Origin of the sequence: Flavobacterium marginilacus (assembly GCF_026870155.1) — a bacterium.
Taxonomy (GTDB): Bacteria; Bacteroidota; Bacteroidia; order Flavobacteriales; family Flavobacteriaceae; genus Flavobacterium; species Flavobacterium marginilacus.
In genome coordinates this window covers 397,585-412,769 of the sequence record NZ_CP113975.1, presented here as the reverse complement: position 1 = coordinate 412,769, position 15,185 = coordinate 397,585, and the positions used below count along the sequence as shown (strand labels likewise).

At 34.7% G+C, this 15,185-nt stretch carries 13 protein-coding genes and 2 tRNA genes; 5 read left to right on the top strand and 10 right to left on the bottom strand.

Going from position 1 to position 15,185, the window contains the following annotated elements; genetic code table 11:
- Positions 1 to 12: 12 nt before the first annotated feature.
- Positions 13 to 414, bottom strand: a complete 402-nt coding sequence (locus OZP07_RS01850; RefSeq protein WP_194640362.1) for a DUF423 domain-containing protein — start codon at positions 412 to 414, stop codon at positions 13 to 15.
- Between the two features lie 288 nt (positions 415 to 702).
- On the opposite strand from OZP07_RS01850, the gene OZP07_RS01845 reads away from it, so the two are divergent.
- Entirely contained in the window at positions 703 to 2,073 is a 1,371-nt protein-coding gene (locus tag OZP07_RS01845) for a saccharopine dehydrogenase family protein (RefSeq protein WP_281637082.1), read from the top strand.
- Positions 2,074 to 2,142: 69 nt separating this feature from the next.
- On the opposite strand, the gene OZP07_RS01840 is transcribed toward OZP07_RS01845, so the two are convergent.
- The 3 genes from OZP07_RS01840 to OZP07_RS01830 are packed head-to-tail and all read right to left on the bottom strand — an operon-like array spanning position 2,143 to position 4,220.
- Positions 2,143 to 3,408, bottom strand: a complete 1,266-nt coding sequence (locus OZP07_RS01840; RefSeq protein ID WP_281637081.1) for a M56 family metallopeptidase — start codon at positions 3,406 to 3,408, stop codon at positions 2,143 to 2,145.
- Positions 3,405 to 3,776, bottom strand: a complete 372-nt coding sequence (locus tag OZP07_RS01835; protein ID WP_281637080.1) for a BlaI/MecI/CopY family transcriptional regulator — start codon at positions 3,774 to 3,776, stop codon at positions 3,405 to 3,407. The genes OZP07_RS01840 and OZP07_RS01835 overlap by 4 nt, the downstream gene beginning before the upstream one ends.
- 3 nt (positions 3,777 to 3,779) lie before the next feature.
- On the bottom strand, positions 3,780 to 4,220 hold the full coding sequence (locus tag OZP07_RS01830) for a hypothetical protein (RefSeq protein ID WP_281637079.1): 441 nt from the start codon (positions 4,218 to 4,220) through the stop codon (positions 3,780 to 3,782).
- Between the two features lie 224 nt (positions 4,221 to 4,444).
- Between OZP07_RS01830 and OZP07_RS22200 the strand changes: the two genes are divergently transcribed.
- From OZP07_RS22200 to OZP07_RS01815, 4 genes are all read left to right on the top strand, one after another.
- Entirely contained in the window at positions 4,445 to 4,798 is a 354-nt protein-coding gene (locus OZP07_RS22200; protein ID WP_432419543.1) for a transposase DNA-binding-containing protein, read from the top strand.
- Positions 4,755 to 5,837 carry an IS4 family transposase gene (locus OZP07_RS01825; protein WP_281637078.1) on the top strand — a complete coding sequence of 361 codons (1,083 nt, stop codon included), beginning with the start codon at positions 4,755 to 4,757 and terminating at the stop codon, positions 5,835 to 5,837. The genes OZP07_RS22200 and OZP07_RS01825 overlap by 44 nt, the downstream gene beginning before the upstream one ends.
- Before the next feature lie 177 nt (positions 5,838 to 6,014).
- The gene (locus OZP07_RS01820) at positions 6,015 to 6,515 is read left to right on the top strand and encodes a helix-turn-helix domain-containing protein (protein ID WP_281637077.1); all 501 of its coding nucleotides are present in this window, start codon (positions 6,015 to 6,017) and stop codon (positions 6,513 to 6,515) included.
- 56 nt (positions 6,516 to 6,571) lie between these two features.
- Positions 6,572 to 7,063 carry an IS630 family transposase gene (locus tag OZP07_RS01815; protein WP_281637076.1) on the top strand — a complete coding sequence of 164 codons (492 nt, stop codon included), beginning with the start codon at positions 6,572 to 6,574 and terminating at the stop codon, positions 7,061 to 7,063.
- A 142-nt stretch (positions 7,064 to 7,205) separates the two neighbouring features.
- Here OZP07_RS01815 and OZP07_RS01810 read toward each other — a convergent pair.
- The 6 genes from OZP07_RS01810 to dnaE all read right to left on the bottom strand — a co-directional run bounded on the left by OZP07_RS01810 (position 7,206) and on the right by dnaE (position 15,161).
- Positions 7,206 to 7,279 (bottom strand) — tRNA-Asp (locus OZP07_RS01810).
- A gap of 248 nt (positions 7,280 to 7,527) precedes the next feature.
- Positions 7,528 to 7,601, bottom strand: a tRNA-Asp gene (locus OZP07_RS01805).
- A gap of 86 nt (positions 7,602 to 7,687) precedes the next feature.
- Positions 7,688 to 8,614: a DUF58 domain-containing protein gene (locus OZP07_RS01800; RefSeq protein ID WP_281637075.1), complete on the bottom strand. Its 927-nt coding sequence runs from the start codon at positions 8,612 to 8,614 to the stop codon at positions 7,688 to 7,690.
- Positions 8,615 to 8,787: 173 nt separating this feature from the next.
- On the bottom strand, positions 8,788 to 9,105 hold the full coding sequence (trxA, locus tag OZP07_RS01795) for a thioredoxin (protein WP_007805142.1): 318 nt from the start codon (positions 9,103 to 9,105) through the stop codon (positions 8,788 to 8,790).
- A 310-nt stretch (positions 9,106 to 9,415) separates the two neighbouring features.
- Entirely contained in the window at positions 9,416 to 10,357 is a 942-nt protein-coding gene (locus OZP07_RS01790) for an outer membrane beta-barrel protein (protein WP_281637074.1), read from the bottom strand.
- 280 nt (positions 10,358 to 10,637) lie between these two features.
- A complete protein-coding gene (gene dnaE, locus OZP07_RS01785) occupies positions 10,638 to 15,161 on the bottom strand; it encodes a DNA polymerase III subunit alpha (RefSeq protein WP_281637073.1) in 4,524 nt (1,507 codons plus the stop codon).
- Positions 15,162 to 15,185 lie beyond the last annotated feature (24 nt).

The following is a 15,185-nucleotide window of genomic DNA, read 5'->3' as shown; positions in this document are numbered from 1 at the left end:
TTTATAACTGCATTATAATTTATTTTTCTTTTTTAAAGGCTTAATTAAGTCAAATAACAAAACGAACCATGCGGAAATAAGAAATAATCCACCGATAGGTGTTATGAAGCCAATTACCTTAAAGTCGATTGGCATCAATGAATTGGTGGCTAAAAGATAGATGGAACCTGAAAAAAATAAAACTCCCAGAATCGTCAGATTGAGGATGGTTTTTTTTAATTTTTGGTTAATTATAGAAGTTGTTCCAATAAATAATAAAAACAGAGCATGATACATTTGATACCTTACTCCAGTCTCAAATGTGGTAAGCTGTCCAACAGTGAGAACATTTTTTAGTCCGTGCGCACCAAAAGCACCCAATATTATCGCAATCATTCCAAAAACCGCTGCTGTAGAAATTATTTTCTTATCCATTTCTTTTTATTTAAAGTATGGCAAAAGTATTTCATATATTTTAAAATGACTGCATTTTTTATATGACTTTTGCAGTAGTTTTTAATATTTAAGCCCGATTGATTTTATTATCGTTTGATTTGAATGTTTTTAATTGAGATAAATAAAATGCTAAAATCATTTGTTATAAATACAACAATAATATATATTTGTGTTATATTTTTGCTAAATCAGATGTTTTAAATAAAGATAAAAATATCTTATTTATCAAAATTGTAATGTCCGCTTTGGATTTTGAATTAAACAGCTATGAGAACAATTCTAATTATAGGAGCAGGAAGATCTGCTTCATCTTTGATTCAATACCTTTTAAACAAATCGGAAGAGGAGAATCTGCATGTTATTATTGGGGATTTATCTTTGGCTTTAGCCCAAAAAAAGACTAATAATCATCCCAATGCAACTCCAATTGCTCTTGATATATTTGATGAAAACCAAAGGAGAAATGCTATTCAAAAAGCAGCTATTGTGATTTCGATGCTGCCGGCCCATCTGCATATAGAAGTAGCAAGGGATTGTATTGCGTATAAAAAGCACCTTGTTACTGCATCATATATTAGTGATGCCATGCAGGAATTAAATGAAGCGGCTAAAACTAATAATTTGATTTTCATGAATGAAATTGGACTCGATCCAGGAATTGATCACATGAGTGCGATGAAGACTATTGATGAGATAAGAGAAAAAGGAGGCAGAATACTTTTGTTTGAATCTTTCTGTGGCGGACTTGTAGCACCAGAATCTGATAATAATCTGTGGAATTATAAATTTACATGGGCACCAAGAAATGTGGTGTTGGCAGGACAGGGCGGAGCTGCAAAATTTATTCAGGAAGGGGCGTATAAATACATTCCGTATGTGAATCTGTTTCGCAGAACCGAATTTCTTGAAGTGGAAGGTTATGGGAAATTTGAAGCATATTCCAATAGAGATTCGCTTAAATACCGCAGTGTTTATGGTCTTGATGATGCGCTTACTTTGTATAGAGGAACTATTCGGAGAGTTGGTTTTTCCAAAGCCTGGAATATGTTTGTGCAGCTGGGCATGACAGATGATAGTTATATTATGGAAAACTCCGAAGATATGAGTTACCGACAATTTGTGAATTCTTTTCTGCCATATCATCCAACAGATTCGGTTGAAATAAAAATGCGGTTGATTCTGAAAATTGACCAGGACGATATTATGTGGGATAAACTGCTGGAACTGGATTTGTTTAACCCCAATAAAAAAGTGGGAATGAAAGATGCTACTCCTGCCCAGATTCTTGAAAAAATCCTCACCGACAGCTGGACTTTACAGCCTAAGGATAAAGATATGATTGTAATGTACCACAAATTCGGTTTTGTCCTCAACGGGGAAGAAAAGCAGATCGATTCCAAAATGGTCTGCATAGGCGAAGACCAGACTTATACAGCTATGTCCAAAACTGTTGGATTGCCGGTTGCAATGGCGACTCTGCTAATTTTGAATGGTAAAATCACTACTCCTGGAGTACAGCTTCCTATTAAGAAAGAAGTGTATCTTCCAATTTTGAAAGAACTGGAAGAATATGGTGTTGTGTTCCATGAACAGGCGAAGTCTTATGTGGGATATAATCCTGACAAGGTTTTTAATTAATTTTAATTTTAGATTTTATTTTTTTTCTTAATCCGCTTCTGTTTTTCAAGAAGCGGATTTTTTTTAATTTTAATCTGGGCTTTGAATTGTTATAGGTAAGCTATATAATGTTCTAACAGGCTTGTTGTTTATTGTTCCAGGTAACCAATTTGGCGATAATTTTAAAACTCTAACAGCTTCTTCTCCTGTTCCATAACCAATATCTCTAAGTACTTTAAAATCGGATAAGGAACCGTCTTTTTCTACTATAAATGTTATGTATACTTTTCCTTTAAGTCCTTCTTCTTCTGGAGCTTGATAGTTTTTACCTACAAATTTGTAAAACTCTTCAATACCACCTGGGAACTCAGGTTTTATTTCTAATCCAGCAAGAGATCTTACTGTGTCATCTTCATCAGGCAACGTTGATTTTTCTTCTATACCAACGCTGCTTTTTTCAATTTTATTTTGTTTTTTTGTATTACTTTCTTCAGGATTATCTTTACAGCTAAAAACAAATAATAATAGGCTGGTAATAATTCCGATGCTGCATACTTTCAGAAATATTCTTGCGGGCGATTCTTTTTTTGTCATCATAATAAAACGTTTTTTAGTTATTAAATAGTTAATGTTACTTGCTAAAATGATATTAGTTTTATTAGAAGCAATCTCAAGTAACAAAGATTGATATTTGGTAACTTCTCTAAATTGATTATTTACCACAGCATCTGCTAAGAATTCGTGATTGAGTTTAATCGCTCTTTTATAGAGAATTACTAATGGATTAAACCAAAAAATAATTTGTAGAAACTCAATAAATAGTATGTCTAAAGTATGTTTTTGATCTAAATGTGCTTTTTCATGCGCAATTAATTCGGATGGAATTCTATCATTTTTGAATTCTTGTTTATTGATAAAGATTGCATTCCAGAAAGAATGTGGTAAAATAGGTTCATTTATTAGAATGATTTTTTCACCTTTAACAAATTGAACTTCACTTCTTAATACTTTATTATATAATGAAAATAAATTCAGAAGGAAACGAATAATTAATACTAAAAAAACTGTAACATAAATGGCAAGAATAATATTGGTTAAATCTAGGCTTTCGGCTAACGATTTGAAGCTTTGACTATTTTTTTGAATTGCTAATTCGTCTAATTGGACGGATATTATTTTGCTTGTAGCAGAAGGTTCAAACGAAATAAGTTGCAACGGAATCAAAAGACTAAAAACTAAACTTGCTAGTAAATAGATCCGATTAAAAAGAAACATTTTTTCGTTTTCTAGCCACAACCTATATATTAAGTAAAAAATAAATAGCAGTATTCCTGATTTTAAAAGGTATGTTGTCATTTTTTCTTTTTTTGAATTTGTGAATCGATTATTTTCTTAAGTTCTTCCAATTCGGAGGTCGATAAATTGGTTTCGGTAGTAAAGAAAGAAGCAAACTGTGAAGCCGAATTATTAAAGAAATTACTAATCAATCCGTTGACGTGTTTGGAGAAATAATCTGTTTTTTTGACCAATGGATAATATTCGCGCAAATTACCAAATTCGTTGTATGCAACAAATTTTTTATCAATCATTCTTTTTAACAATGTGGCAACAGTTGTTGTGGCTGGTTTTGGATCTGGGTGTGCTTCGAGCAAATCTTTCATGAATGCTTTTTCAAGCTTCCAGAGATGCTGCATTAATTGTTCTTCTGAGTTGGATAGCTGCATGGTTTATTTTTTAAGAGTTATTTTTTTTACACTTTGTTCGGAGATTAATTCTCCTTTATTATACTTTTTGATTTCAGTTAATTTCCCTTTATCGGAATAGAATTGCCATTCTCCAAAATAAAACCAATGTGTTTCGACTGAATCAGTTTCAATTTTAGTTTTTCCTTTAGATTGAAGCTTTCCGTTTTCATGATAATATTTTACAATACAAATCCCGTTTTTATATTTCTCCGTTTTATAAATTTTATTATTGATATAAGATTTCCACTTTTTTACTGGTATATCATTTTTATAATATTCGTAAGATTTGTAATGAAGGTTATCTTCCGAATATTCTTGAATCCAAACGCCTTCTTTTCTCTTATTAATCTTTTGATTAATTAAAGTGTTTTTGCAGGCGGTAAATAAAACTCCGAATAAGAATATTACAAAAAGGTTTTTCATTTTTTTTAATTCTACATTTATAGATTTTACTCTACAAATGTAGAGTAAAATTTTTAATAAGCAAGTTTTTTTGAATATTTTTTTACAGAAAACACCTAATGCTGATGTAATTTAATATTAAGAATCAATGTTTTATAAAATTCAAAAGCCCTAGCCCAGATGCAAACCTACCGTGTGGACACAAATACAATTTCGTTATTTTTATCACTAAATAAAGATATAATATGCGAAGATATTTTACAGACATTGATGATTCTCGACTATTAAAAAGGAGTAATTTAATATTAGATAGTTTATTTCATAATTGTGTTCATTCGATACGTCAGCTTACACAAAGCGATTCAGAATGTAAAGCAGTTTATCGTTTCTTGCAGAACAAAAGAGTTTCAGAATCGAAATTAATTAAAAACATGTCAGCAAACTGCTGTTTTTCAGCTCAAGACAAAACAGTTTTATGTATACAGGACACAAGTGAGGTCAATTTATATAATCATAAAAACAGAGTTAAAAAAGACGAATTTATAGGATTGACTAATGCTGCATACAAAAGGAGGAATTGGATTTTTACTGCATCCTAGTTTCGTTATAGATGCTTATAGTTTTGTTCCGTATGGCTTTTCAGATGTAAAAATATGGAACAGGCCTTTAGAGAAACTTACAAAAAAGGAAAGGAATTATAATTTGCTTCCAATTGAAGAAAAGGAATCTTATAAATGGATAGAATCTTCCCAAAAATCCAAGGAAGTTTTAGAGAAATCAAAAAAAGTCATCATCATTCAGGATCGAGAAGGTGATATTTATGAGCAATTTGCAATGATTCCAGATCAAAAGACGGAATTATTGGTAAGAGCAAGAGCAAACAGAACGCTACTAAACAAGGTTAAATTGTTTAGTTTTATAGCCAATGAACCTCTTAAAGGGAAATATACGATAGAATTAGAAGGTGATAAAAGAAGAAATATAAACAAACGGGAAGCTACCTTAGAAGTTAGATTTTCTGAAGTAACTATCCAAAAAAATGATTTAGTTTCAAAGAATGCACCCAAAAGCCTTGATTTATATATCATCGAAGCAAAAGAAATTGGCGATAACATTGATAATCCAATATGCTGGAGATTACTAACAACCATTAAAGTCTTAGACCTAGACACAGCCTTAAAATGTATCGAATGGTATACTTGTAGATGGATTATAGAAGAGGTTTTTAGAATTCTAAAAAAGGAAGGATTTAATATAGAAGCAAGCGAATTAGGTTCTGCAAAATCTATTCGAAAATTGTCTTTAATGATGATGGAGACAATTGTCAAACTATTTTTAATGCAAATAGCATATAGTATTCCAGAGGAAGAAATAGAAGCGAGAAGTTGTTTTTCAGATCAAGAACTTGAATGTTTAGAATATCAAATGATAAAATTAGAAGGAAAAACAGAAAAATTAAAAAATCCTCATATCCAAAAGGATTTAAAAAGATATGTTTGGGTTATTGCAAGGCTTGGTGGATGGAAAGGATATGCAAGTGGGAGAAAACCAGGAATAACCACTTTCTCTATCGGAATACAGAAATTTGCTTCAATAATGGAGGGATGGCAATTGTTTTTAGATGTGTCCACACGGTAGGATGGAAGCGACATCCTGTTCTCCCGGGGTTCGGGACAACAGATATAGTGGACTGCTGGAAATAGCTTCAAATATTTAGAATAATACCATTTAGACTTATAAAATAGCCTGAGTTTTTCAGGCTATTTTTTTAGATAAATTAAACTACTATATAATTCTAATTATTTATATTTGTGTATGGCAAATTCAAAAAAAATAATCGTAACAGAAAGTGAATTGGAACTTAAGAGATTAATGCGACAACAACCAATTCACAAAAAAAACCGTATTCAAATGTTGTTAATTCTTAAGAAAACTAAACATTCATTGAGTAAAATAGAACTCGCCGCTATTTTGAAAGTCAACCACAATACGGCTCAAAAATGGCGAAAGGCTTATTTTGAAAAAGGAATTGATGGATTACTGTTTGATCGAAGAATTGGTTATAAAAAATCTATAATCACTAGTGAAATCCATCAAGCAATTCAACAAAGGCTAAACTCTCCAAAAGATGCCTTTACCTCTTATGTAGATTTAATTCATTGGATTGTTGAGAATTACATTCCTCAAGGCATAAATTACCACACAGTAAATAAATATGTGAAAAGGCATTTTGGTGCCAAATTAAAAGTATCTAGAAAAAGTCATGTAAAAAAAGACCTCAACGCTGTGGAATCTTTTAAAAAAACTTCTCAATAATTCTTGATTATACATTAAAAAATGTTTCAGAAAAATTCACTCATTTTAATCTTTACGTGCAAGACGAAAGCCGATTTGGATTATTTACCAGAAACGGCAGAGCCTTAACGGCAAAAGGGGTAAAGCCCATTTGCACTTACCAAAACATATTCAGATCAACCTATATTTTTGGAGCATTTTCCCCAATCAACGGGGATAGTTTAGTAATAGAATTGCCGTATTGTAATGGGGATAATTTTCAAATATTCTTAAACGAATTGTCAAAAAAGAAACCCGAAGAATTAAAAGTAGTTATTTTAGATAATGGTGCTTTTCACAAAGGAAAAGCGTTAATCATTCCAGAAAACATAATACTTATTTTTCTTCCACCATATTCTCCAGAACTCAATCCAGCAGAACTTGTTTGGCTTAATATGAAAAGGAAAATTACTAACAAAATCTACAAAACAATGGAAGAACTTAAAATTAAATTAGATCAGATAGTCAAAGAATTGATAACTGAAAAGTTTGTTAAAAATCTATGCAGTTTTGACTATTTCTTTATTTAAATCAGACTGTTTAATATGTCTAAATAGTATAAATACTGTAACAGAATGTTTTTTCATTAATCAACCAATCCAAAATCGATTCCTGAAATTTGCCGCATAAAAAAAGCTGTCTTTTTCGGACAGCCTCTTTAAACAATATTTGCGGTCTGGACGGGACTCGAACCCGCGACCCCATGCGTGACAGGCATGTATTCTAACCAACTGAACTACCAAACCCTGTTTTATTGCGAGTGCAAAAATACAATATTTTTTTGTTTACGCAACTATTTTATAACACAAGAATCAAAAAAAAATTATAACTCCCTTAAAATCAAAAAAGCTATCCACAAAGTGGAAAGCTTTTCATTGGTCTAACTACAAACCGATCCCGTCATTATTATTGGACGAGAAACAACACAACTAGCTTTAGATACCGTATTTGGGCAAAAAAGCCTTTCTGTTACGAAAGGCTTTTCCCAATATTGCGGTCTGGACGGGACTCGAACCCGCGACCCCATGCGTGACAGGCATGTATTCTAACCAACTGAACTACCAAACCTCTGCTTTATTGCGGTGGCAAAGATACAATAGATTTTCGTTTACGCAAGCCTTTTATTAGAGAATTTAAAAAAAAATTTATACCGTTTACCCAAACTTTTGTTTTTCAACAAGGTAGGCTGTCAAAATCTTTTCAAAACTTTCGTTAACCCCCACAGGAATGTACTTTATTTTATTCTGAGCACAGGTTAACGCCAGCTTTTTAAAGTATGCATCAACTTTTTTTTCATATTCCTCTTTCACATTATCTGCAAAAATCACTACCTCATCTCCTGTTTCGACATCAATAAACTTTCTCGGGGCATTGTCAAAATCAAATTTAAGTTCCGTTTCGTTATCAACAACATGAAACAAAACCACTTTGTGCTTGTCGTGTTTCAAATGCTGCAACGCATTAAAAAGCTTTTCTTCATTTTCACCCTGAAACATATCGGTAAAGAGAATTATCATCGAACGGCGATGAATTTTCTCAGCAATCTGATGCAAATAGGTGATCGTATCTGTCTGTTTTTTTTCTTTGGTGACTTCCAAAAGACCTTCCAGCTTATTCAATATCATTCTGTGATGGCGGTCGCTTCCTTTCTCTGGTGCATAATATTCATAACTGTCTGAAAAAATGCTTAATCCCACAGCATCACGCTGTTTTTTCAGCAGGTTCATTAAAACTGCCGATGCCAATACCGAAAAACCTATTTTGCTTTCATAAAACGGCTGATTGTCCTTCAATTTAGGATAATGCATCGACGAGGAATTGTCAATGATAATATGGCATCTCAAATTGGTCTCTTCCTCAAAACATTTGGTATACAAACGGTCTGTTTTGGCAAATAACTTCCAGTCAATATGCTTGGTGCTTTCCCCTGTATTATACACTTTATGCTCAGCAAATTCAGCTGAAAATCCATGGAAAGGACTTTTGTGCATTCCCGAAATAAAGCCTTCCACCACTTGATTGGCCAGCAGTTCCAAATGCTGAAAACTGGATATTTTTTCTATCTGCGATTCGATCTTCATATTCCAAATGTATAAAAAAGTTTGAACACACTACATCGTGCTAATAACAATTTAAAAGCAATCCATTAATTAAGTATCATTATGCTTAACTATAAAAATCCTAACACAACAAAATATTTAAAAACAAAAAGGCCCGACTTTCGTCAGACCTTTTCAGCTTATTTCAATTTAGATTACAATAAAGCATCTAAACTATCAGCATATGTTTGTTTTGGAGCTACTCCAACTTGTTTTCCAACTACTTCTCCGTTATGAAAAACTAATACTGTCGGGATATTTCTAACACCATATTTTGCAGCAAATTCCTGGTTTGCGTCAACATCAACTTTCCCTACAACAACTTTCCCTTCATACTCGCTGCTTAGTTCGTCAATGATTGGCCCTACCATTCTACAAGGCCCGCACCATGCTGCCCAAAAATCTACCATTACCGGTTTATCTGACTTCAAAACTACTTCATCAAAAGTAGCATCTGTTATTGCTAATGCCATACTATTTTTATTTTATGTTTAAAATATTAATTATTTTAACTAGACTACAAATTTAGAAATTAAAAACCAACCAAACGCCATTCCTAAATTAGTTTTCATTATAAATGTATTGCTAATTGCTATTTTCAAAAATGATAAGGAACTATTTCCTGCTGTCCCCTGTATCTTTCCTGTCGAACCCCTGCAGGAAAGGTAATTGCGAGAGCAATTCGACCATCAAGGCTAGGGCATTTATGCATTCAAGATGTTTTTTTCAAAAAAAAAGACCCTCTTTTCAGAAAGTCTTTCAATATATTTTAACAGTATTTGATTACAGACTGTATTTCAAGCCAAAAGTAAAACCTAAACCGGAAATTCCAACGTATGAACTAATATCATCGGTAGCCTTTGTATTATCAAAACCAGCAGCATTCGTTACTTTACTATTTGAAGTTGTATTGATTTGGTCAACATAATTCATATGACTTGCAGAATAGGATGCGTCAGGACGAAATGTAGTAGGAGTATTTAATTTATCTACACCATTTTCTGTATATTCCTTTGTTTCTTTTGATTTTCCATGAACAGTAAAATTACGGTATTCTAGCTCTGCAAAAAGAGAAATATTTTTACCTACTTTGTACGATGTTCCTAAAGCTGCCATAAAACCAACAGTCGGATTTGGCAATACTACATCTTTTGCATAAGTATTTAGAGCACCAGCAGGTGTAGTATATGTTCTTTTTGTTTCAATAGTTAAATCTCCATGAACAGGAACAATCACTCCTACTTTAGTATATGGTTCAAAGCCGTTAGTTTCACCTAAAAACAAAACAACCGCAGGCGCTAAATCGAAAGCTGTAATTTTACCTTCGGCAGTTCCTGATACAAAAACTGGTCCAGCAAAAACTAATCTGTTAACTGTTTCAACCATAGTTTTGTTTTTTCCTGAGAAATAATTAAATCCCATTTCGACACCCAAACGCGGTGAAAAACGGTATCCTACATTTAAACCTGTACGAAATCCTTCTCCAAAAGAACCATGATTTGTTTCTCTAGAAACCAAAGTAGTCCCATTTGCAGCATATACATCTGTGTTTGGAGCTGAACCGTTAACAGTTGGAAATTCAGTTGCTGCAGTTTGTATAAAATAAGAACCTCCTAATTTGAAATACCAAGTTTCTTTTTTACTATCTGTAGTGTTGTTAGTTGTTTGCCCTGCCACAGTCATAGCAGAAGCCAATAATCCCAATAAAAATATTTTTGTCTTCATTTTTAAAATTTAATTTCAGACAAAAATATACTTAATTTACAGACACTTCGTGAATCGATGAAAAAATAACAAAAATAAACACTAATCAGTTAATTTTTTTAATAAAAATTTATATTTATTACTAAAATTCAAATAATTATTTATTTATATTACAAAAATAATTATTTAAACAAATTAAAAAAGAAATACTAATACTATAATTTAATTAAAAAAATGCTTTTAATCTATGTTTTTAACAGTTTTTTACAACAGGACTTCACAAAAATCACATTCAAGAAATCTAATTTAATTTAAAATTAATCTGCATTTTCTCTAGTTCAAATAAAAGCTCATTCGAAATCTGAATTTTTAGTTTTCGGCTAGGCATCGCTAATTTAGTAACTACTTTTATTTCTTCGACTTCAGTGACTTGTTTGGCTTCGATTATTTCACCTGCTTCTTCATTTTCATCCACGAATGCTTCTTCATCTGCTTCAAACTCGGGAGTGGTTTCAACTACTCGTTTTATTTTTTCGAGTTCCATGATTTCAAAAGCTACAGTATTGTCGCCTTTATACTCTTGGAAAAGATGATTCAGCTTATGAACAAATTCAGCTTCAATATCTTTAATATTCAACAAAAGAATCAATTTTTTAGCAAAAGTGCTCAGTACATCCTGCAGATACTGCACCAAAACAAACTGCATTCTAGGTTCTGCTTTTTTACCGGTTTCCTGATTCACCCAGCCTTCCTTAATCAGCACTTTCATGAAAGTGAAATTGTTCTGAATAAAGAAATGCCTAAACTTTAAATACTCTTCTCCAAAAATTTTAAATTCATAACTTTCGTCATATCCTTCAAGAACAAAAGTCCCCCATCCTTTTCCGTTCTTTGCAACCCGGTGCTGAACGTTTGTAATAATTCCGCCAAAAGTCAGGTTCTTGCCTACATACTGTTCCATATTTTTCAAAGCCTCAAGCTTGGCATTACAGAAATATTTCATCTCAAATTTATAGTCGTCCAATGGATGCCCCGAAATATAAATCCCTACCACATCTTTTTCCTTGGCCAATTTTTCCATCGTGCTCCAGTCTTCACACGGAGGCACAACCGGTTCGGCAATCTGTACATCACTGCTTTCGCCAAACAGACTTACCTGTGAGGAATTTTCGTTTTCCTGATACTTGGAACCATAGCGCATGGCTTTTTCGTAAAAGGTAATTCCGTCGCCATCATCGTGAAAATACTGTGCTCTTGTAGTTCCTTCAAACGAGTCAAAACCTCCAGCCAATGCCAGGTTTTCAATCGCTTTTTTATTAGCGGCACGCAGATCGATACGTTTCGCCAAATCAAAAATTGACTTGTATTTTCCGTCTTTTCTGTTTTCGACAATCGTGGCAACAGCACCGGATCCAACACCTTTTATAGCACCCATTCCGAAACGAACCGCATAATCATCATTTACCGTAAATTTATAATACGACTCGTTCACGCAAGGCCCCAAAACCTGAAGTCCCATACGTTTACATTCTTCCATAAAAAACGATACCTGCTTGATATCATTCATGTTATTCGAAAGTACCGCCGCCATATATTCGGCTGGATAATGCGCTTTCAGGAAAGCGGTTTGGTACGCAATCCATGCATAACAGGTCGAGTGCGATTTATTAAAGGCGTAACTAGCAAAAGCTTCCCAGTCTTTCCAGATTTTCTCCAAAACCTTTGCGTCATGGCCTTTGGCAGAAGCCTGCTCGACAAATTTAGGTTTCATTTTATCCAGAACGTCCTTTTGTTTTTTTCCCATCGCTTTACGCAAAACGTCGGCTTCACCTTTGGTAAATCCTGCCAGCGACTGGGACAAAAGCATTACCTGCTCCTGATAAACAGTAATTCCATAAGTCTCTGACAAATATTCCGCACAGGCATCGAGATCGTATTGGATTTCCTCATCACCATTTTTTCTTCGAACGAAAGACGGAATGTACTCCAAAGGTCCCGGACGATACAAGGCGTTCATTGCAATTAAATCCCCAAAAACTGTTGGCTTCAGATCCTTCATGTATTTCTGCATCCCAGGTGACTCATATTGGAAGATTCCGACGGTTTCACCTCTTTGGAACAGCTCATAGGTTTTGACATCGTCAATCGGGAAAGTGTCGGGATCGAGTTCAATTCCGGTTCGGTATTTTACCAGTTTTACCGTGTCCTTAATCAGGGTCAGGGTCTTCAGACCCAAGAAGTCCATCTTCAGCAGTCCCGCACTCTCTGCAACCGAGTTATCAAACTGCGTTACATATAAATCAGAATCTTTGGCAGTGGTAACAGGCACATAATTGGTAATATCCGATGGCGTGATAATCACACCGCACGCATGAATACCGGTATTTCGCATAGAACCTTCCAGAATTTTTGCCTGCTGAATGGTTTCTCCAGCCAGATCATCTTCGTTGGCAATAGCGATTAATTCTTTTACCAATTCAAATTCATCAGCCCCTTTTAATGCTTTTTTAACCTCATCTTCTGATTCAGAAAGGAAACGCGCCAAATTCCATTTGGAAGGCATCATTCCGGGAATCAGTTTTGCAATTCTATCGGCTTCAAACAACGGCAGATCCAATACACGAGCCGTATCACGAATAGCCGATTTGGTTGCCATTTTACCATATGTGATAATCTGTGCCACCTGATTGGCACCGTATTTATTGATTACATAATCCATTACACGGCCACGCCCCTCGTCATCAAAATCGATATCAATATCGGGCATCGATACACGATCCGGGTTTAGGAAACGCTCAAAAAGTAAGTCATATTTAATTGGGTCTATATTGGTAATTCCCAAACAATACGCCACTGCTGACCCCGCTGCAGATCCACGTCCCGGTCCAACCGAAACATCCATTTTTCGGGCTTCGGCAATGAAATCCTGTACAATCAAAAAGTAACCCGGATATCCGGAATTCGAAATCGTCAATAACTCAAAATCCAGACGTTCCTGAATCGATTCGGTAATCTCACCGTATCTTTTTCTAGCACCTATCATCGTCAATTCTCTCAAATAGGCATTTTCACCGCGAACACCATTGTCTTTTTCGTCTTCGGGATCAACAAATTCTTCGGGAATGTCGTATTTTGGAAGTAATACATCGCGATAGAGCGAGTATGTTTCAACCTTGTCTACAATTTCCTGAATGTTGATAATAGCTTCGGGCAAATCCGAAAAGAGTTTTTTCATCTCCTCTTCCGACTTATAATAATACTCCTGATTCGGCAGTCCGTAACGATATCCTCGACCACGGCCAATTGGTGTGGCTTGTTTTTCTCCGTCTTTTACACACAATAAAATATCGTGCGCATTGGCATCTTCCTTGTTTAAATAAAAAGTATTATTGGTCGCAATTAATTTAACATTGTGCTTTTGTGAGAACTCAATCAAGGTTTTATTGACACGGTTTTCATCCTCCTGATTGTGGCGCATTATTTCGAGATAAAAATCATCTCCAAATTGTTCTTTCCACCAAATCAAAGCTTCTTCGGCTTGGTTTTCACCAATATTCAGAATTTTACTCGGAATCTCTCCGTATAAATTTCCAGACAGCACCATGATGTCTTCCTTGTATTTTTCGACAACGGTTCTGTCAATTCTTGGCACATAATAAAAACCATTCACATAAGCGATAGAAGCCATTTTGGCCAGATTATGATACCCATTTTTATTTTTGGCCAATAAAACAACTTGGTAACCATTGTCTTTTTTGGACTTATCCAAATGATTGTCACAAATATTGAATTCACAGCCTACAATAGGTTTGATTTCGGTTTCGGTTGGTTCTTCGCCAGCCTCGGTCAAAGCTTTATTTTTGGCAGAAGCCCCTTTGTTGTGATTCATCACTGCACTCACAAAATGGAAAGCCCCCATCATGTTTCCAGTATCGGTCATCGAAACTGCGGGAAATTTGTTTTTAGCTGTAGCCGATACCAAATTCCCAATTCCGATAGTCGACTGCAAAACCGAAAACTGTGTATGATTGTGCAAATGCGCAAACTTGGCTTCTTTTAATCCTTGCTTGTCCGAATCAGAAACTACGGTCTGTTTATCATCCGAAGCTAATGCTTTCAGCTGTTCTCTAACAGCATCCGAAGCTTTTTTTAAATTGATATGTTTTAATCCGATTAACGGAATTTCCTTCGGGTTTTTATTTTGAAAGGCTTCGAAATAATCCTTTGGAACATCGAGCTCTTCTTTGGTAAAAACTTCACGACGGATTAACTCTAAGAAACAGCGTGTAGTTGCCTCAACATCGGCAGTTGCGTTGTGCGCTTCCGCAAAAGGAACGCTGAATAAATATTCGTGTAATTCTGTTAATGTTGGCAATTTGAATTTTCCTCCACGACCACCAGGCAGTTTCAACAACGAAGCTGTCACTTCGGTACAGGTGTCCAGAACCGGCATCGAACTCATTGGAGAATCCACTCCCATTCGGTGCAGTTCGGCTCCCATAATATTAACGTCGAAACCTAAATTCTGCCCTACAATAAATTTTGCTTTTCCTAATGCAACATTGAATTTATCCAAAACTTCGGCCAAAGAAATTCCTTCGGCCAGCGCCAATTCGGTCGAAATTCCGTGAATACGCTCGGCATCATAGGGAATATTAAACCCCTCCGGCTTTACCAAATAATCCTGATGTTCGATAAGTGTTCCCATCTCGTCGTGCAACTGCCAGGCGATTTGTATACAGCGGGGCCAGTTATCAGAATCTGTGATGGGCGCATCCCAACGCTTAGGTAATCCAGTAGTTTCGGTATCGAATATTAAGTACATAATTGCAAATGAAGTGATTGTAAT